Below are 15,815 nucleotides of genomic sequence, written 5' to 3'. Positions count from 1 at the left end.
GAGCGAGTACTAGCCTGACGTCGTGATCCAGCGTTCATGCGTCGCCTGCGAGAGGGAGCCCGCCGCCAGCGGCCTCCTCTTCTGTGCCCTGTGCACGCCTCCGTCACAGCTGCAGCAGAGCGTGACCATCCGGATGACGAAACCCAATCAGGGCATCACCGACGTGCGTGCGAAGGTCAGGCCGGATCCGACGCGGAGGCCGGTTCGCGAGGCGAAGTCCGTGGAGGCGTGGAACCACGACCGGCAACGGCTCGAGCTGAAGACCATCTACACCGATCGCGACCGCGACCTCTTCGTCGAGGTGTGGCAGGACCCGGAGACGGGCGAGATCGCGTGGGCGAAGCGCGAGAAACTCAGCGACCAGGACCACCACGGCGAACGCACGAAGGCCGCCCAGAGGAACCAGACCGGCGGGAGCGACTCAGCCGGGTAGGTGGTCCGCTAGAACGTGAGGTCGACCTCGACTGTCGGCGCTCCACCCTCGACCTGAGTCGACGTGGTGAAGTCGCCCTGCTCGAGCGTGACCTTGTAGAACTCGCTGACATCGATGCCTGAGAACGACACCTCCCAAGTGCAACCAGAGCCCTTGTCGAACGCCCCGCCGGTCGCAGGCAGCTCTTCCAACCCGAGGGTGGTCCCGCTCTCATCGGCCACGATGACCTTCGTCTTGGGCAGCAGCTCCAGCAGGTCCTTCGGTGACAGTTTCGGGTTCTCCATCGCCAGGTCGAATGCGTCCGCGAGGTTAGCGGTCGTGCACGTGGGCCCGTTGCCGTGGAACAACGCGTCGAGCTTGCCCAGATCCTGCAGCGTCACCGTCACATCGGCCGAGGCCGGCTTGGTGGACTCCGCCGCCGAGCCTTCAGGCTTGTCGTCGCCCGCGTCGCTGTCACCGCCACCACACGCGCTGAGCGCGACCAGGCACGGTACTAACGCGAGTGCGGCTCGGATCTTCATGGTGACTCTCCCCCTTGATGATGGATCTGGTGCTCAGTGGTCAACGGTCAGCAGCTCGACGTCAGCCAGTCGACGGTGCAGGTAGCCGCGCTCCAGCGGCCGCAGGCTGCCGAGTCGGCTCTCCAAGGTCCACGGGTCGACCCACATCTCCTCGGAGACGGCCTCGAGGTCGCCGTGGTGCCAGATGAGTGAATCGGCAAGCGTTCGGACCGAGGGCAGCAGCAGTCGGCCACAGCGGAGATCTACGGCGTACTCCTCCCTCAGTTCGCGGCAACGCGACACCGGCCCGCGGAGTACGTGCTCGACCTCGTGGGTGATCGTGCAGCGGCGCTCCTCGAAGCTCATACCGGTCCGCAGCGTGATCAGGCGCTTGGCGTAGTCCGTGTGCCCGTAGAGGTCCACGGGCAGGCTGTCGCTCCACACGAGTCGCCACGATGGCCCGAGAGCTCGCAGCCGTCGCCATGGATGAAACCTGTCCCCCAGCACGAGGCGCGACGCTAGGGGTAGCCACCGACAGTGCAGCCTTGAATGAGGCTCTCCTGCACATCAGTCCGCCTGCTGCTCGCGCGGCCCTTGCGGAGGACGCTTCGGGCTCCGCCGTGCGGCTACCGCGATCTGTACGTGGGGTGAGTCCTCCCGGACAGCTTGAGCGAGGACCTCGAACGCGATCCCGGTGGCCTCGCTCACTCGGAGCATGTCGTCGGTTTGCATGGCCGACTCCATGTACTTCCAGTTGCTCAGCAGGGAGTCCGACACACCGAAGAGGTGGGCGAGCTGGCGCTGGTTGGGATCGAGCGGGTGGTTGCTCGCCCACTCCTCGAGCAGGCGCCACAAGGCACCCGTGGGCTTGCTCGAAGGTCGCATAGAGGGATGTTCCTGAGTGTGGTCTAGGCCGCGCAACCAGGGCGGACACGCCGATCCGTCGAGAGTTTCACGCGTGTGGACACCAAAGAGTACCGAACTACAACGCTGTTATTGCAGGTCAGGCGGGGCGACACCACATTAGGAGTTGACCGGTGGACACCTTCGTCGGAAACTATGTCCTACGACGCTGGACACTGACACCGACCGGGAGTACGTTGATGCCATCCAAGAGGACCCCTCCATCGGAGCTCTACATGATCCTGAAAGACCGCAAGCAGCTGGCCAAGCTGATGGTCATCCAGGGCGTGTCAGCACGGCGCCTATCCAAGATCGCCGGATGGAGGTCGCACTCGTACATGAACCGATTGCTCTCAGGCGAGGTCCGGACGCTCTCTACCGAGCCCGCCCTACGGATCGCCAACCACCTGGGAGTCGGCGTGGACGATCTCTTCTTGGTCCGAGTTTCCGACGACGCAGGACACAACATCCGACAGGGGGCGGCGTGACCGCGAAGAAGAAGGCCATCGACCCACGCACTCCACGGCGGCTGCTCGGGTACGACGAGATCGCCTGGTACCTCAACTGCAGCGTCCGGCGCGCGAAGCAGCTCGCGGCCGAAGGCGAGTTCGGCCCCAAGGTCGACGTTGGCGCAAGGGTCACGTTCGACGCCCGCGACATCGACGCATACGTCGATCGCAAGAAGGCGGCGGCCTGATGTCCTCTCCCCTGCAGCTGCTCCGCGCCGCTGGCGACCACGCGCAGTTCGTCGCCCGCCCCAGCGGGGTCACCCACGTCTACGTGGGCCCCTTGACTCCGTCCGGCCGCTTTGTCCCCCGCAGCGGCCGGACGGCCTGTCGTGCACGCACCCGACGGCTCACGGTCCTCGAGCGCTCCGGAACGGCTCTCGACCCGTCTTCCTGCCGCCGCGTGTGTGCACGCTGCTCGGCCCGCCTGGCGAAAGTGGACGTCGCCTCGCGGGCCGAGCACCCCATCGCCCGGGACGAATGGCTGGCGGCGTACGTCGACGTCACGCCGTTCGACCTGGCCGTCGACGCCTTCATGGCCGCGACCGTCGAAGAGGTCGAGCGGGTCGAGTTCCTCGCGCTGCTCCTAGTCGGCTTCCCCGCCATGCACCGGACACCGGTGCTCTCGCCCGCCGGCAAGACCAGCGGCCCTCTCGCCCAGCACCTGCAACGGGCACGCGGCCGCATCGGCGCACACCACGACTCCGGCCTCGCCGAGAAATTCGAGGCCCACCGCGAGCACGCCGACGCAGCACGCAAGGCCGACAAGGACGCCCTCTGGCGAGAGCGCGAGGAGCGGATCCGCCGCCTCGGGTTCATCAAGGCCACCGCCTGACGCACGCGCACACCACCGAAATAGCCGGAGCCCCGGCGCCTAGCAGGGCAAGAACCGGGGCTCACGAACTGGAAGGAGTCTCCCATGACGGAGACCGCGAGTACCACCACCACACCGACCATCCACATCCCGGGCGACGCGTTCCAGGAGCCGATCCTCGAGTTCGTCCGGCAGTCCGCGCTGACGCTCTGCACGTCGGGCGGTCGGCCCGGGGACACCGACACCCGCGGCGACGACTCCATCGCCATCACAGCCCTCTGGGACGTCGCCACCTTCTCCGCCGGCGAGGCCGCCCAGTGGCGGATCCTCGAGTCCTTGACCACTGGTGACCTCCGCACCGTCCTCGACCGATGCGACACCCGCAACGTCCGCGCCCTGATCAACGTCATCACTCACTGCGCGGCGGTGAAGCGATGATCGAGAACTTCATCACGGGCGTCGTCGCCCTGTGGCCGCTCCTGGCCCTCGCCGGTGCCGTGCTCATGGCCGCGTGGGCTGTCGACCTGCACGACCGGCTGAACCGCACCGCGATGCGACTCAACCGCACCGTCGAGCGGGCCCTGGTCGCACAGCAGGAGAACGAGCAGCTCCGCGCCGATCTCCGCGCCGTCACCAGCCTCCGCGCACGGATCATCGCCCTCCCACCGGTCACCAGAACCCGCGACCTCGAGAGGCGGGCCCGGTGACGATCTCCAACATCCCGGGCGGCGTACCCCAGCCGCGTCTCGAGGCGACGCACTTCGACGGTGAGGTCCTCATCCGGACCAACCCCGCCACCGCCCGGCTGGTCGCCCAGGCCTGGGCCCTGCTCAACAAGGACCAGACCGAGGTCAACGAGGAGTGGGGGCACGAGGTCGTCGACATGATGCGCGCCGCTGCGATGGCCGACGCACAGCTGCGCACCACCCTCCCGGCTGCCGTTCGCGTGCGCCCTCTCCGACTCCTGGACAGGGAGGCGGACCAGTGACGGCGCAGCCGTGGCAGTCCCACGCCACCCAGATCGCCCATGCCGCGGCGACGCGGCCAGAGCAGTCCCTGAGTCATCACCGCCACGACGGCGTACGACGGGCTATCGCGCTCCTGGCGTCAGGCGAGCGGCGTCCCCGGACGCGTGGCCGCGCAGCGGCGGCGATGGCCGACAGCGTCGAGCGGCAGGCACGCATCAGCGGTCTCGGCTCGGTTCGCCTGCCGATGTGCCGGGTGTGTGGATCCACGGTCTGCCGTGTCCACGTGTCGGAGGCCGGGTCGTGAGCCGCCCGATCGTCGCCGCGCCGGTGTCGGACGAGGTCCGTGCCCTGGTCTCCGCTGGGTGGGCCGAGTACCACGCCGCGGTTGCAGAGCACGGCCCCCGGGACGAGTGGGACCGCCGGGTCATTGACCAGGCGATCCGGGCGTTCGTCGGCCAGGGCAAGCCGTTCTCGGCAAACGACCTCCGCCCGCTGCTGCCGGAGGTGCGGAAGTGCCTGATCTCCCGGCGCCTCATCGCCGCCCAGCACGACGGGCTCATCCGATACGTCGGCGTGACCCCTTCCACCCTCAAGTCCACCAAGGCCGCCCGCGTGAACGTCTACGCGCCGATGGCCGGAGCCCTCCAGGGAGCCCCCGCATGACCACCACCACCGAGCAGCCCTCCCGCACCGCACCTGTCCCGCTCGACAGGATCCACATCCACCCCTCCAACCCGCGTCGGCGTGCGGTCGCAGACGAGGAGATGGTCGCATCGGTCCGCTCTGTCGGGATCATGACCGCGGTCACCGTCGCGCCCCACCCCGACCTCCCGGGCGACTACGTGCTCCTCGGAGGCCACCGCCGCCACAACGCCGCCACGCGTGCAGGACTGTCCGAGGTCCCCGCCTTCATCCGCGATGACCTCGTCACCGACGCGCAGCAGCTCGAGGCCATGCTCGTGGAGAACCTCCACCGCCAGGACCTCACCGCCGTCGAGGAAGCCGACGCGTACGTACAGCTCCAGCTCTTCGGCATGGACGCCAAGGCCATCGCCGCCGCGACCGGCCGCGCCCAGTCGACCGTCAAGGCACGCATCAAGCTCGCCGGACTCCCCGCTGCCGCGTCCGACCGGTTGCACGCCGGCGACATCACCATCGCCGACGCCGAGGCGCTGCTCCAGTTCAGTGACGACCCCGAGGCTCTCGCGGAGCTCGAGGAGCACATCGGCACCCACAACTTCGCGTGGAAGCTCCGCCAGGCCCAAGACCGACGCACACGCATCGCCCGCAACACCGCAGCCGCCGAACGGCTCAACAGCGACCTGGGCGCGGCGAAGGTCGACTCCGCCACCGAGTACTGGAGCCTCACCCGGTTCACGGACGCGGACCTCCGCACGCACGAGGGTCACCCCGAGTGCCTCGGCTACGTCCTCCACTCCCCCGACTCCTTCCAAGAGCCCTTCCTGGTGTGCCTCGACCCCGACCAGCACCAGCCGGCCGAGAAGAGCGCCGCGTCCACCGCGCGAACGACCCAGGAAGCCGAGAGAGCAGAGATGGCCGTCCGCCAGGCCGAGCTCGACCGGCAGCACGAGGAGCGGCAGGCCGCCGCCGCGGCGGCCAAGGCCGCCACCAAGGTCCGCATCGGGTGGCTCGCCGAGCACTTCCGCAGCTTGCTCCCCAGCAAGGGCAAGCCGGCCGAGCAGCTCGGCACCGCCGTCCGTGCGCTGCTGCCGGCCGTGGTGGCCGACTCCTACATCTTCGACGGTGTCATGGACGACCGGACGTTCCTCACCGCTGCCGGTGTCGAACTCGACGACACCGTCCCGACGTGGCAGGCCACGATCGCCGCCCGCGAGTCGTACGCCGCCGAGCTCCAGGCCGACCGCCCGGCTCGGGCACTCGACGCGTTCGGGGTCTTCCTCGCCGTGATGACCGACGCCCAGCTCGACGCCGCGCCCGACAACGACGCCGACGCCCTGCAGCGACAGCTCGCCCTGTGGGACTGGATCACCGCCGCCGGCTACCAGCTGGGCGACCCCGACCGGGAGATCCGATCCCGCACCGAGCAGGCACTCGCCGCCCTAGACGACGGTGGGGGTGACGACGAGTGACCATCAAGCCGACCGCCTGCGCCAGTGACCCGGTGCTGTTCGACTCGATCGACGTCATCGACCACCGGGAAGCCGCGCGGCACTGCGCCGCATGCCCGGCACTGGACTGGTGCCAGGGGCAGCTGAGCGAGGCGCTCGACAAGACCGGCCACGACGCATGGGAACGACGTGTCGCCCCGCGGGGCACATGGGCCGGGCAGCTCCTCGTCAACGGTCGCCTCAAGGCAAGGAGACCTGCCGATGCGCCCGTCTGAGCCCCGCACCTGCAACCGCTGCGCCGAGCGGGTCATCCTCGCCCGCCGGTGGCCCACCGGTGCGTGGCGGGCCTACGAAGCGAAGGACCGGCCCCCGTTCACCCAGGAAGCCACCGGCGCGCACGTCCTCATCGCCGGCCAGGCCTGGACCGTGGCCGACCTCATCGAGGACTACATGGTCCGCCACGAGCTCACCGAGGACGCCGCGAAGGAGATCGTCTCCGGCTTCCCGTTCCACCGCCCCCACTACGACGACCCGCCACACACCCAGACCGACGACAGCACAGGAGGCACCACCTGATGAGCAGCACCCACCAGCGGCCAGCGCTCGACATGATCGCCGAGCTCCGACGCGGCAAGACCGCACATGACCTCACCCAGAAGATCCACGACCTGGTCGCGGCGTGCGTCGACACGGGCAAGAAGGGCGACATCGTCCTCAAGCTCACCTTCGAGCCCGACGCCGACGACGACACCCGCATGAAGGTCACCGACCAGATCGCCGTCAAGGCACCGACGCGCAACCAGAAGCCGTCGCTCTTCTTCCTCACCGACGACCTGTCGCTCACGCGGACCGATCCCTCCCAGCACACCATCCCGGGCACCAGCGACGACGCCGCCCAGGACGAAGAGATCGACGAGCCGGACGCAGGGTCCGTCTCCCCCATCAACCGAAAGGCCCGCTGACCTCATGAACACCGAAGCCACCCCAGAGACGACCCGCCGCCTGCACAACCCAACGTGCGACACCGACTCCGCGGTCCAGGCCGGCATCGCCCTGGCCGAACCCCACAGGGTCACCGACGACCTGCACACCGTGGTCACCCCGGCCGGTGCGCAGCTGCACCAGATCGACCTCCGCGCGATCGAGGACCGGTACGCCGCCCACCCGCGCCGCAAGACCGGGACCGTGCACGTCCAGGACGCGTCGTCGTTCATCGACTACATCGCCAAGCACGGCCTCCGGGAGACCGAGATCTGGGCCGACCCCGCCCGCCAGGCCCTCGTCGGCATCATCAATGCCCACGCCGGCACCGGCACCCAGACCCCCGCCGAGGACTCCTCCCGCGTGGAGGCCGCGGCCGGGCACGGCGACCACCGCATCCTGCTCGAGCTCATCCCCACCGACTCCTGGACGGCCTGGCTCGGCAACGACAAGAAGTGGATGGACCAGCAGGCCTTCGCCGAGCACCTCGAGGACAACTTCCTCGACATCACCGTCCCCGACGCCGCCACCATGCTCGAGATCGCCCAGTCGTTCCACGCCTCCACCGGCGTGAACTTCAAGTCGGCTCAGCGGCTGCATTCCGGCGAGGTCACTCTCCGCTACGAGGAGAGCATCACGGCGAAGGCGGGCCAGTCCGGCGACCTCGACATCCCCACCGAGTTCAACCTCTCGATCCAGCCGTACTGGGGTCAGAACGAGGCCTGTGACATCAACGTCCGGTTCCGGTACCGCATCCGTGACGGCCGCCTGTCCCTGTCGTACGCCATGTCGTACCCGAAGGAAGCCGCCAAGGCGGTGTTCGACGCCATCGTCGAGAACGTCAACGCCCAGGTCGAGCAGCCCGTCTTCACCGGTCGGCCGGCGTGACCATGTCTCTCTCCAAGCTCAGCATCGTGACGGCGGTCGTGGTCGCCGCCGTCACGGTGCTCGTGCTCGTGCTCGCGGGATTCACGCCGCTGGAGATCCTCGTCATCGCGATCTGTGTCGCCTGCCTGGTGGGCGGTGGACGCCGTGGCTGAGAAGGACGTCGACCGCCTGACGAAGGCGGCCGAGCTGATCCGCGAGCGTGCGACCAAGGTTCCTGCGAGCCCCTGGGGCTCAGTTAAGGGAGTGATCGGTCGAATCGGGATGGCCACCGTGGTCTACGGAGCCAAGCCCGACGGAAGCGACACGCACCCGCCCGTGGCGTTCGACATCGGCCTCGACATGGGACCAGCCGCGGCGTACGTCGTCGGGTGCCACCCCGACTTCACGCTCGCAGTCGCCGACCTCCTGGTCGAGACCGCACGTGTCATGGGCCTCAGCGGCGGACAGGCGCACACGCCCGCAGACCACGCCGCCCTCGCGATCGCCGACACATACCTCGGAGGTGAGGATCGTGGCTGATTCGGTCTCTGTAGCTGAGCAGGTGCAGCGCAGCATGCTGGCAGGCCGCGTTCGTGCGCTCCGTCTGGCTGATCGCATGGACGACTATCTCCGTCGCACTGCCGCCAACCCGCTGGCAGCCGATGCCTCCGTGCGTCGCGCCGCAGATCGGCTTCGCAGCCTCGGAGATGCACCATGACCGGCCTCCGCATCGCACCCAACCTGCAGCTGCCGCTAGACATGGTGACCGAGCCCATCGGGATCCTCGCCAACCGCGGCCGCGGCAAGTCCTACTCCACCCACGTCCTCGTCGAGGAGATCCACAACGCTGACGTCCCCGTCGTCGTCCTCGACGTCAAGGGCGACTGGTGGGGCCTCCGCTCGTCGGCCGACGGGAAGTCCGACGGGCTGCCGTTCTACATCTTCGGCGGCGACCACGCCGACCTCCCCCTCGAACCCACCGCCGGCGAGCTCCTGGCCGACCTGGTCGTCGACGAACGCGTCTCCGTCGTGCTCGACCTCTCGCACATGTCGAAAACGAAGGCCCGGTCCTTCACCGTCGCGTTCGCCGAGCGGCTCTACCACCGCAACCGCGACCCGCTGTTCGTCGTCGTCGACGAGGCCGACGTCCTCATCCCCCAGCGCGCCACCGCCGAGACCGCGCGGCTGCTCGGTGCGATGGAGGACATCGCGAAGCGCGGTCGCGGCCGCGGGATCGGGATGGCGGTCGTCACCCAGCGACCGCAGGAGGTCGCGAAGTCCGTGCTCGACCTGATGGACACGCTGATCCTGCTCGGCATGACCGGCCCCAGGTCGCTCAAGTCGATCAGCGAGTGGATCTCCACCCACGTCGACGAGGACACCACCGCAGCCGAGGTCATGGCCACCCTGCCGTCGCTGCCCGTCGGCAACGCCTGGGTGTGGTCGCCCATGCAGGGGCTGCTCCAGCGGGTCGGCGTACGACGGATCCGCACGTTCGACTCCCACGTCACCCCGAAGCCCGGGCAGAAGCGCACCACCCCCGGAGCCCGCGCCGCCCTGGACCTGGACGCGCTCGGCGAGCGCATCACCGCCACTGTGGAGCGTGCCAAGGCCGACGACCCGAAGGCCCTGCGCAAGCGCATCACCGAGCTGGAGCGCGAGCTCGACACCGAGCGCGTCAAGCCGGGCCCCCAGACCACCGTCGAACGCGTCGAGATCCCGGCGATCACCGGCGAGATGTTCAACGACTTCACCGGGACCGCCTCCCAGTTGCACGACACGCTCGCGTCGATCCAGCAGCGCCTCCAGGCCATCATGACCACCACCGAACCGCCCATGGAGGGTAAGCAGGGCCAGCCCACGACGCGGAGTAGCGCACCGCGGGCGAATCAGGCGAGCGGCACCACCGGCAGGGCTCCGGTTGCTCGTCCCTCCACCACACAGAAGCCCTCGCCCCGGCACCAGCGGGAGACGCGCCCTGCCACGGACCTCGGCGAGGCACCCCGTCTAGGCAGGACCGAGCGGAGCATCCTCTCGGTCCTCGCCCAGCACGGTCCCCGCACCCACGACCAGGTCGCGCTCCTCACCGGGTACTCCCGCAAGGCCTCGACCATCGGTGTTGCCCTCGGGAAGCTCCGGAAGCTCGACTTCGTCGAGCCTGGGCAGCCGATCACCGCCACTCAGGCGGGCATCGACTGGCTGGGCGACGACTACGAGCAGCTCCCTGAGGGCCAGGCGCTCATCGACTACTGGCGCTCGAAGTTCGGTCTCACCGAGCAGCGCGTCCTCGACGCCGTGCTCGACGCCTACCCGCACGACACCAGCCAGGCCGAGATCGCCGAGGTCACCGGCTACTCGCCGACCGCCTCGACGATCGGCGTCGCCCTGGGCCGTCTCCGGAAGGTCGGCGTGATCGATCGGTGGCGCATCAGCGACGACTTCGCCGCCTCTGCAGGACTGGCAGGTGCGTCATGAGCACCGACGGCGCGGGTACGGCCTACTGGCCCGTTGTGCTCTCGGACTGGAAGCGCGCAGGGGCCGATGTGACCATCACGTTGCGCTCAGGTGCCACCGTCGGCCCCGGCAAGGTCACTGACCCCGGCTCCGTGGCGATGGGTGCATGCGTCCTACACGACGACGGCTACCGCGACCGAGGGCTCGGCTCTGGGTGGGAACGCAAGCCCGAGAAGAAGTGGAACGTCGACCTCGCTGAGATCGCCGCTGTCGAGGCGATGAACCGATGAGCGCCACCGACCCCACACCCGCCGAGCGCCCGTGTGTGATCTGCCGACGCACGGAGAGCGAGCACCGCGACCGCAACGGCCACGGGTTCGCGCCCGCCGTGCCGGACACCGGAGACGTGGAGGCGCTGCTGGTGGAGTGGCGCGAGTCGTCCGCGTCGGGCCACCCGAACTGCGCCTACGACGCGGACTGCGTGGCGTGCGCGGCAGACGAGATGGAACGGCGTCTCGCCGCCCACGATGCCGAGGTGCGCCGCGCCACCGCCGAACGGATCGCGCAAGCCATCCGCGAGCGCCGTCGTGAGTTCAGCCGCCTCCGGGCCGATGCGCAGTACCTCGCCGCGCTGGACGACGCCTACGGACTCGCCCGCAATGCCCGTGAGGACGGTGCCCGATGAGCGCCACCGAGCCCACACCCACCGAGGACGATGCGGACCGCGTGTACGTCCATGACCACGAGTTCCGGCCGGTCGCCGGGCACCCCGATGACGACGAATGCACTCACCGATCCGACGACACGGACGCTACCTACTGCGGTCGTTCGCGGGACCGACACCTAACTGATCTGGACATCGCGCACATCGCGGACGACCTCGGAGTCCGCCTGATTGAGGACCCTCGCTTCCCGCCCGCCGTGCCGGACACCGGAGACGTGGATGCGCTGGCGGGGGTGCTCGGTGAGGCCGACCGTCACTACGACTGGCCCAGCGAGAAGGCACGTCACGTTCTCGCTTCCGACTGGCTCGCCGCCCACGACGCCGAGGTGCGCCGAGGTGCGCCGCGCCACCGCCGAACAGATCGCGCAGGCCATCGAGGCCGATCGTTCCGGGCCGTGGAACGCGATGCATCACGAAGCCTTGCGTGCCGCCGCCCGCATCGCCCGTGAGGCCGGTGCCCGATGAACGGCCTGACCGACGACGAGCGCGAGGACATCCACTCTGCCATTCAGCTGCGCCTGACCTGGGCCTCTCTCCACTGGGGCACCGAGGACGTCCACCCGGACGCCTGGCGTCACATCACGAAGGCCGCTGCTGACGAGGCTGAGCGGATCGTGCAGCAGCGGGTAGACGCCGCCCTCGCACCCATCGAGGCACTGCGCCACGAGTTCGCAAGTCGAGGCGACCGCCTGCTGACTGAGACAGGTGCGTCCGTGGCCGGGATGCTCGACGTCGCGATGCGTGGCGTGCGAGGCGGTGCCCTATGACCGCCTGCGCCGAGTGCGGGTCGCCGATGGTGCAGCCCGTGGCGTTGCTCAACGTGGACGGCCGCTGTGAGCGCATGTCGCTGGGGGAGCCGGTCTGCTCTGGTGAGGCGTGCACTGCTCGGCGACGAGCTGAGGACCGAGCTGACCAGGCCGCCCGGGACGACGCGGCCATGGCGAAGGCGATCGCCGCGGGGGTGATCGACCCATGAGCGTTTCTGCGCGCCTCCGCACCCTGGTGCTGGAGCGGGATCTCTACAGCTGCGTCCGGTGTGGCGTGTACACCGGCCCCTTCGGCGTCTACTCGATCCACCACCGACGTCCTCGCGGGATGGGCGGCACCAAGACCCGTGAGTCGCCGGCGAACCTCCTGCTCCTGTGCGGTTCCGGCACGACGGGCTGTCACGGCTACGTCGAGTCCCACCGATCCGAGGCGGAGACCAACGGGTACATCGTCCGTCACTCGATCGCGCAGGTTGAAGACGTCCCGGTTGCGACTCACGCCGGGCTCAGGGTCTTCACCGCGGACGGCACCTCATCTGAGACGTGGAGGGCTGGCACCGCGTGGAGTTCGTGAAGGTCAAGACCGACTACTACCTCGAAGGTGCGCTGCTGCGCGCCGGCGAGGCAGCGGAGGTCCTCTACAACCGCGGCATGGCGTACGCCGGTGCACGGGAGACGGATGGGTTCATCCCGACCGAGGCGCTCTCGCTCATCACGCCTAACCGCGGGAAGGCCAGGGCGGCGGCGCTCGTACGCGAGGGCATCTGGGAGACCACCGACGGTGGATGGCGCATCGTCTACGGCTGGCAGGACGGAGACCAGATCACCAAGGAGCAGCTCGAGCAGAACCGTGAGGCCGGCCGTCGACGTCAGCAGACCTACCGGCAACGCCACAAGACCCCGCGTAACGGCGTGCGTAACGGCGTTACTAACGGCGAAGTGACGGGAACAGAGGTAGAGGAAGAGGTAGATGCTGCTGCGGCAGCACCGCACGAGCCGCTGCCGCCGCCGCTCGAGATCCTCAAGGCCAAGCTCGAAGCCGCCCGCCTCGCCGTTCGCTGGGATCGGCTCACGCCGGCCCAGCACACCGAGATCGTCGAGCTCATCGACGTCCACGGCGACGGGCCACTCGTGAAGTCCGCCGTCGCAGAGTTCCGCCCAGACTCCCCCGCCGCGTTCGCCCAAGCCTGGCTACCACGGTGGCGCGCCCTCACCCCACCCGGCACCGGCCTCCGAGCCGCACCCGAACCGCCGTGCACCCTCCCAGGCCACCAAGGCACCACCCGCCGCTGCAACCAGTGCGCGGCCGAGCAGAAAGCAGCCCGATGACCCGCCGCACCCAGCACGTCGCCACCGGATTCGAGGAGATCGTCGCCGCCGCGGTCGAGCAGACCCGCCGGGCGGGCGCGAAGTCGTTCGAGCTGGAGTACGACGCAGCCGACCGGCGCCTCCGCCCAGACGAGGAGCCGCTACCTGACGAGGCCGTCCGGTGGTCCGCCACCGCCACGTTCCCCGGCAGGTTCGGAGACCTGGAGGACCGCATCGTCACTGGTACCGCGGTCGCCCGGCCCGGTGAATGTGGCCACAACCGGGCCATCAGCTACGCCGTCGTCCGGATGCTCGAGGCCGCCGGCGCCAACACCGTCGTCGTCGACACCTGCGACCACACCATGGAGCCGCCACGATGAGCCCGAACGCAGTCGACGCCCACCTCGCCGACTACCGCGCACGTGTCGGTGACGCCTCTGACCTCCAGGCTCTCCTCCTGGCCGACCTGGGCGCGATCCACGAGCTCATCCCCGTGCTGCGCCACCTCGTCGACACCCGACAGGCCGGTCTCGGGTTCCTCTCCGTCGAAGCCGCGAAGGTCCAAGACGACCTCATCCGCAAGGAGCGCCGCGACCGCGTACGTCACGCCCAGGACCGCGTCACCACCACCGGTGTCGTCCCCGCACCCGGGTCGATCAACGCGTTCTCGCTCCTCGCCGACTGGACGTTCCTCCTCGTCGACATCGAGCAGACCATCACCCGCCACCTCCTGCACGTCGGCATCTGCCACATCAAGACCAGGCCGAGCAGCACCCAACCCTCCGACACCGAACGGCTCCACGTCGCCGAGGGCCTTGCCCGCGTCACCACCCGCCGGCCACTCCTCGAGCGGCTCCACCGCGACGCCGCTGACCTCCACGAACGCATCGACCGGGCGATCGAAGGCACCCAGGTCAAGGCCATGCCTGACCCGTGCCCCTGGTGCGGCCGCCACACCCTGGTCGCGGACCTCACCGCCGGCGTCATCACCTGCGGCAGGGACCCAGACACCGGCGAGCACGAGACCTGCCTCTGCTCCGACTCCTACTGCGCCTGCAAGACCAGTCCACGCCGACACCGCCACACCTGGCACCGCGACCAGCCCGGCCACAAGTCCACCAGCTGGCACGGCCTCCGCCACGCCATCAACGCCGCACCCAGGAAGGACGCCGACCGATGAGCCCAGCCACTAGGGACTACGGATCCGTCGGTGACGTCGACATCCGGAAGTCGCCTTGTACCTGGGGCAGCGTGCCGCCGAGCTCGACACTCGCCACCGCCCTGTCCTGCTCCCGCACGTCCTTCGACCGCAGCCCGAACCAGTTGATCAGGGCCACGATCACGGCGCTGGCGCCGCCAATGAAGACGCTGTCCCACAGCCCCACATCCCCTTCTCGCAACGCATTCACGATCGTCCATAGGCAGAACGCGAACGCGGCAAGTGCGAAAGCGTTGAGGAGCATCAAGAGCCGCCGGTACAACACCACCCTGGGGTCTGGTTCGTACTGCTCGAGTAGCACCTCGAGGCGCTTACGCATCCGACCCTGCGTCTGCGGGTGGTCGTTCAGTAAGCCCAGCAGCTCGAGCTCCTCCCGGATCTCACGGCGCCTACGCCGCCGGACTCCGCCTTGCTGCAACTGCCACAGCAACCAGCCGCCCAAGAGCGTGACCACGCCAGTGATGAGCTTTCCGATCCAGTCGTCCCCCATTCACCGGACGGTAGTCGCTTCTGGCGGCTCGCGCTCCAGCAGCCGCAGGCCGTGATCAGGTGACCGTCTACGTCGACGACATGCTCCGCCCGGCGAGGGTCGGCCGGATCTGGTCGCGGTGGTCGCACCTGCTGGCGGACACGCACGACGAGCTCGTCGTGTTCGCAGTGGACCAGCTCGGGATGCGGGCCGAGTGGATCCAGCGCGAGGGCACGCACCGCGAGCACTTCGACCTGACCGAGCGCCGGCGTACGGCCGCCCTCCGGGCAGGTGCCGTCCCGATCAGCTACCCCCGCGAGACGGGTGAACTGCTAGCTCGCAAGCGGACCAACCACTTCCACCCCCAGGAGACCCGATGACGAGGACCGAACCGACGGGTATCGTGCCCGCATGCCAGACCGGGCTGAGAGGCCGCCCCGCGATCGCACCGCGGACGAGCGCGACCGCATCGCCGACGAACGGGACGGCATCGCGGACCGCCGCGATGTCCTGGCTGGCCGTCGCGAACAGGCAGCCGACCACCGCGAGCACGGGCTCGACGACCTGGCCGACGACCTCCGCGGACACGCCCGCCGGAGCTCGGTGCCTGTCGCACCCGATGGGGAGCACCAGCGGCAGACGTTCGACCGCTCTGAGGACCATCTCGAGCGGTCGTACAAGGCGATCGACCGCAATCGCGCCAAGCTGTCACGCGACGAAGCGACTGAGGCCCGCGGGCAAGGCGACGTGGACCGGCAAGCGCCTGGTTCCGAGGCTGACACGGTGGTCGACGGGGTGTAGTCGGCGACGCT

General features: G+C 69.1%; 29 protein-coding genes. 25 read left to right on the top strand and 4 right to left on the bottom strand.

Going from position 1 to position 15,815, the window contains the following annotated elements:
• Positions 1-22: 22 nt before the first annotated feature.
• Positions 23-433, top strand: coding sequence for a hypothetical protein (locus tag ACP7BP_RS06850; protein WP_426243779.1), 411 nt, complete (start codon positions 23-25; stop codon positions 431-433).
• A gap of 8 nt (positions 434-441) precedes the next feature.
• On the opposite strand, the gene ACP7BP_RS06845 is transcribed toward ACP7BP_RS06850, so the two are convergent.
• From ACP7BP_RS06845 to ACP7BP_RS06835, 3 genes are all read right to left on the bottom strand, one after another.
• Positions 442-954 (bottom strand): hypothetical protein, encoded by a 513-nt coding sequence (locus ACP7BP_RS06845; protein ID WP_426243777.1) that lies wholly within the window; start codon positions 952-954, stop codon positions 442-444.
• Positions 955-987: 33 nt separating this feature from the next.
• Positions 988-1,377, bottom strand: a complete 390-nt coding sequence (locus tag ACP7BP_RS06840; protein ID WP_426243775.1) for a hypothetical protein — start codon at positions 1,375-1,377, stop codon at positions 988-990.
• Between the two features lie 123 nt (positions 1,378-1,500).
• Entirely contained in the window at positions 1,501-1,818 is a 318-nt protein-coding gene (locus tag ACP7BP_RS06835; RefSeq protein ID WP_426243773.1) for a hypothetical protein, read from the bottom strand.
• A gap of 254 nt (positions 1,819-2,072) precedes the next feature.
• On the opposite strand from ACP7BP_RS06835, the gene ACP7BP_RS06830 reads away from it, so the two are divergent.
• From ACP7BP_RS06830 to ACP7BP_RS06725, 22 genes are all read left to right on the top strand, one after another.
• Positions 2,073-2,324 carry a helix-turn-helix domain-containing protein gene (locus tag ACP7BP_RS06830; protein ID WP_426243771.1) on the top strand — a complete coding sequence of 84 codons (252 nt, stop codon included), beginning with the start codon at positions 2,073-2,075 and terminating at the stop codon, positions 2,322-2,324.
• Complete coding sequence (locus ACP7BP_RS06825) at positions 2,321-2,533, top strand: helix-turn-helix transcriptional regulator (RefSeq protein WP_426243769.1); 213 nt, start codon at positions 2,321-2,323, stop codon at positions 2,531-2,533. The genes ACP7BP_RS06830 and ACP7BP_RS06825 overlap by 4 nt, the downstream gene beginning before the upstream one ends.
• Positions 2,534-2,778: 245 nt before the next feature.
• Positions 2,779-3,177, top strand: coding sequence for a hypothetical protein (locus ACP7BP_RS06820; RefSeq protein ID WP_426243767.1), 399 nt, complete (start codon positions 2,779-2,781; stop codon positions 3,175-3,177).
• A gap of 84 nt (positions 3,178-3,261) precedes the next feature.
• On the top strand, positions 3,262-3,594 hold the full coding sequence (locus ACP7BP_RS06815) for a hypothetical protein (protein WP_426243765.1): 333 nt from the start codon (positions 3,262-3,264) through the stop codon (positions 3,592-3,594).
• Positions 3,591-3,863 carry a hypothetical protein gene (locus ACP7BP_RS06810; protein WP_426243763.1) on the top strand — a complete coding sequence of 91 codons (273 nt, stop codon included), beginning with the start codon at positions 3,591-3,593 and terminating at the stop codon, positions 3,861-3,863. The genes ACP7BP_RS06815 and ACP7BP_RS06810 overlap by 4 nt, the downstream gene beginning before the upstream one ends.
• A complete protein-coding gene (locus ACP7BP_RS06805) occupies positions 3,860-4,144 on the top strand; it encodes a hypothetical protein (RefSeq protein WP_426243761.1) in 285 nt (94 codons plus the stop codon). The genes ACP7BP_RS06810 and ACP7BP_RS06805 overlap by 4 nt, the downstream gene beginning before the upstream one ends.
• Positions 4,145-4,424: 280 nt before the next feature.
• Positions 4,425-4,787, top strand: coding sequence for a hypothetical protein (locus tag ACP7BP_RS06800; protein WP_426243759.1), 363 nt, complete (start codon positions 4,425-4,427; stop codon positions 4,785-4,787).
• A complete protein-coding gene (locus ACP7BP_RS06795) occupies positions 4,784-6,235 on the top strand; it encodes a ParB/RepB/Spo0J family partition protein (protein WP_426243757.1) in 1,452 nt (483 codons plus the stop codon). The genes ACP7BP_RS06800 and ACP7BP_RS06795 overlap by 4 nt, the downstream gene beginning before the upstream one ends.
• Positions 6,232-6,489 (top strand): hypothetical protein, encoded by a 258-nt coding sequence (locus tag ACP7BP_RS06790; RefSeq protein WP_426243755.1) that lies wholly within the window; start codon positions 6,232-6,234, stop codon positions 6,487-6,489. The genes ACP7BP_RS06795 and ACP7BP_RS06790 overlap by 4 nt, the downstream gene beginning before the upstream one ends.
• Positions 6,476-6,790 carry a hypothetical protein gene (locus ACP7BP_RS06785; RefSeq protein ID WP_426243753.1) on the top strand — a complete coding sequence of 105 codons (315 nt, stop codon included), beginning with the start codon at positions 6,476-6,478 and terminating at the stop codon, positions 6,788-6,790. The genes ACP7BP_RS06790 and ACP7BP_RS06785 overlap by 14 nt, the downstream gene beginning before the upstream one ends.
• Complete coding sequence (locus tag ACP7BP_RS06780; RefSeq protein WP_426243752.1) at positions 6,790-7,176, top strand: hypothetical protein; 387 nt, start codon at positions 6,790-6,792, stop codon at positions 7,174-7,176. Before ACP7BP_RS06785 ends, ACP7BP_RS06780 begins: the two co-directional genes overlap by 1 nt.
• 4 nt (positions 7,177-7,180) lie before the next feature.
• Positions 7,181-8,083, top strand: coding sequence for a DUF2303 family protein (locus tag ACP7BP_RS06775; RefSeq protein ID WP_426243750.1), 903 nt, complete (start codon positions 7,181-7,183; stop codon positions 8,081-8,083).
• A 2-nt stretch (positions 8,084-8,085) separates the two neighbouring features.
• Positions 8,086-8,235, top strand: coding sequence for a hypothetical protein (locus ACP7BP_RS06770; RefSeq protein WP_426243748.1), 150 nt, complete (start codon positions 8,086-8,088; stop codon positions 8,233-8,235).
• Positions 8,228-8,602: a hypothetical protein gene (locus ACP7BP_RS06765; protein WP_426243746.1), complete on the top strand. Its 375-nt coding sequence runs from the start codon at positions 8,228-8,230 to the stop codon at positions 8,600-8,602. The genes ACP7BP_RS06770 and ACP7BP_RS06765 overlap by 8 nt, the downstream gene beginning before the upstream one ends.
• 174 nt (positions 8,603-8,776) lie before the next feature.
• A complete protein-coding gene (locus ACP7BP_RS06760; protein ID WP_426243744.1) occupies positions 8,777-10,537 on the top strand; it encodes an ATP-binding protein in 1,761 nt (586 codons plus the stop codon).
• The gene (locus ACP7BP_RS06755; protein ID WP_426243742.1) at positions 10,534-10,806 is read left to right on the top strand and encodes a hypothetical protein; all 273 of its coding nucleotides are present in this window, start codon (positions 10,534-10,536) and stop codon (positions 10,804-10,806) included. Before ACP7BP_RS06760 ends, ACP7BP_RS06755 begins: the two co-directional genes overlap by 4 nt.
• Positions 10,803-11,201, top strand: a complete 399-nt coding sequence (locus ACP7BP_RS06750; protein WP_426243740.1) for a hypothetical protein — start codon at positions 10,803-10,805, stop codon at positions 11,199-11,201. Before ACP7BP_RS06755 ends, ACP7BP_RS06750 begins: the two co-directional genes overlap by 4 nt.
• Positions 11,198-11,689 carry a hypothetical protein gene (locus ACP7BP_RS06745; RefSeq protein ID WP_426243738.1) on the top strand — a complete coding sequence of 164 codons (492 nt, stop codon included), beginning with the start codon at positions 11,198-11,200 and terminating at the stop codon, positions 11,687-11,689. The genes ACP7BP_RS06750 and ACP7BP_RS06745 overlap by 4 nt, the downstream gene beginning before the upstream one ends.
• A gap of 12 nt (positions 11,690-11,701) precedes the next feature.
• Complete coding sequence (locus ACP7BP_RS06740) at positions 11,702-12,007, top strand: hypothetical protein (protein ID WP_426243736.1); 306 nt, start codon at positions 11,702-11,704, stop codon at positions 12,005-12,007.
• A 561-nt stretch (positions 12,008-12,568) separates the two neighbouring features.
• Positions 12,569-13,336 carry a hypothetical protein gene (locus ACP7BP_RS06735; protein ID WP_426243735.1) on the top strand — a complete coding sequence of 256 codons (768 nt, stop codon included), beginning with the start codon at positions 12,569-12,571 and terminating at the stop codon, positions 13,334-13,336.
• Positions 13,333-13,695, top strand: a complete 363-nt coding sequence (locus tag ACP7BP_RS06730) for a hypothetical protein (protein ID WP_426243733.1) — start codon at positions 13,333-13,335, stop codon at positions 13,693-13,695. The genes ACP7BP_RS06735 and ACP7BP_RS06730 overlap by 4 nt, the downstream gene beginning before the upstream one ends.
• Positions 13,692-14,495, top strand: a complete 804-nt coding sequence (locus ACP7BP_RS06725; protein ID WP_426243731.1) for a hypothetical protein — start codon at positions 13,692-13,694, stop codon at positions 14,493-14,495. Before ACP7BP_RS06730 ends, ACP7BP_RS06725 begins: the two co-directional genes overlap by 4 nt.
• Positions 14,496-14,511: 16 nt before the next feature.
• On the opposite strand, the gene ACP7BP_RS06720 is transcribed toward ACP7BP_RS06725, so the two are convergent.
• On the bottom strand, positions 14,512-15,024 hold the full coding sequence (locus ACP7BP_RS06720; protein WP_426243730.1) for a hypothetical protein: 513 nt from the start codon (positions 15,022-15,024) through the stop codon (positions 14,512-14,514).
• 59 nt (positions 15,025-15,083) lie between these two features.
• Between ACP7BP_RS06720 and ACP7BP_RS06715 the strand changes: the two genes are divergently transcribed.
• Entirely contained in the window at positions 15,084-15,383 is a 300-nt protein-coding gene (locus tag ACP7BP_RS06715) for a DUF4031 domain-containing protein (protein WP_426243728.1), read from the top strand.
• 31 nt (positions 15,384-15,414) lie between these two features.
• Positions 15,415-15,804 carry a hypothetical protein gene (locus ACP7BP_RS06710; protein ID WP_426243727.1) on the top strand — a complete coding sequence of 130 codons (390 nt, stop codon included), beginning with the start codon at positions 15,415-15,417 and terminating at the stop codon, positions 15,802-15,804.
• The last annotated feature ends 11 nt before the right edge of the window (positions 15,805-15,815 follow it).

The sequence above is a fragment of the Nocardioides sp. LHG3406-4 genome, assembly GCF_049897745.1.
Classification (GTDB): Bacteria; Actinomycetota; Actinomycetes; order Propionibacteriales; family Nocardioidaceae; genus Nocardioides.
This window is presented reverse-complemented; position numbering and strand designations above follow the sequence as displayed.

What these genes read in the sequence shown, in the direction of transcription:
- ACP7BP_RS06720 (WP_426243730.1), bottom strand. Translation starts at nt 15,024, where the DNA reads ATGGGGGACGACTGGATCGGAAAGCTCATCACTGGCGTGGTCACGCTC.
- ACP7BP_RS06835 (WP_426243773.1), bottom strand. Translation starts at nt 1,818, where the DNA reads ATGCGACCTTCGAGCAAGCCCACGGGTGCCTTGTGGCGCCTGCTCGAG.
- ACP7BP_RS06745 (WP_426243738.1), top strand. Translation starts at nt 11,198, where the DNA reads ATGAGCGCCACCGAGCCCACACCCACCGAGGACGATGCGGACCGCGTG.
- ACP7BP_RS06845 (WP_426243777.1), bottom strand. Translation starts at nt 954, where the DNA reads ATGAAGATCCGAGCCGCACTCGCGTTAGTACCGTGCCTGGTCGCGCTC.
- ACP7BP_RS06810 (WP_426243763.1), top strand. Translation starts at nt 3,591, where the DNA reads ATGATCGAGAACTTCATCACGGGCGTCGTCGCCCTGTGGCCGCTCCTG.
- ACP7BP_RS06710 (WP_426243727.1), top strand. Translation starts at nt 15,415, where the DNA reads ATGCCAGACCGGGCTGAGAGGCCGCCCCGCGATCGCACCGCGGACGAG.
- ACP7BP_RS06755 (WP_426243742.1), top strand. Translation starts at nt 10,534, where the DNA reads ATGAGCACCGACGGCGCGGGTACGGCCTACTGGCCCGTTGTGCTCTCG.
- ACP7BP_RS06785 (WP_426243753.1), top strand. Translation starts at nt 6,476, where the DNA reads ATGCGCCCGTCTGAGCCCCGCACCTGCAACCGCTGCGCCGAGCGGGTC.
- ACP7BP_RS06760 (WP_426243744.1), top strand. Translation starts at nt 8,777, where the DNA reads ATGACCGGCCTCCGCATCGCACCCAACCTGCAGCTGCCGCTAGACATG.
- ACP7BP_RS06815 (WP_426243765.1), top strand. Translation starts at nt 3,262, where the DNA reads ATGACGGAGACCGCGAGTACCACCACCACACCGACCATCCACATCCCG.
- ACP7BP_RS06770 (WP_426243748.1), top strand. Translation starts at nt 8,086, where the DNA reads ATGTCTCTCTCCAAGCTCAGCATCGTGACGGCGGTCGTGGTCGCCGCC.
- ACP7BP_RS06740 (WP_426243736.1), top strand. Translation starts at nt 11,702, where the DNA reads ATGAACGGCCTGACCGACGACGAGCGCGAGGACATCCACTCTGCCATT.
- ACP7BP_RS06730 (WP_426243733.1), top strand. Translation starts at nt 13,333, where the DNA reads ATGACCCGCCGCACCCAGCACGTCGCCACCGGATTCGAGGAGATCGTC.
- ACP7BP_RS06795 (WP_426243757.1), top strand. Translation starts at nt 4,784, where the DNA reads ATGACCACCACCACCGAGCAGCCCTCCCGCACCGCACCTGTCCCGCTC.
- ACP7BP_RS06750 (WP_426243740.1), top strand. Translation starts at nt 10,803, where the DNA reads ATGAGCGCCACCGACCCCACACCCGCCGAGCGCCCGTGTGTGATCTGC.
- ACP7BP_RS06780 (WP_426243752.1), top strand. Translation starts at nt 6,790, where the DNA reads ATGAGCAGCACCCACCAGCGGCCAGCGCTCGACATGATCGCCGAGCTC.
- ACP7BP_RS06830 (WP_426243771.1), top strand. Translation starts at nt 2,073, where the DNA reads ATGATCCTGAAAGACCGCAAGCAGCTGGCCAAGCTGATGGTCATCCAG.
- ACP7BP_RS06725 (WP_426243731.1), top strand. Translation starts at nt 13,692, where the DNA reads ATGAGCCCGAACGCAGTCGACGCCCACCTCGCCGACTACCGCGCACGT.
- ACP7BP_RS06775 (WP_426243750.1), top strand. Translation starts at nt 7,181, where the DNA reads ATGAACACCGAAGCCACCCCAGAGACGACCCGCCGCCTGCACAACCCA.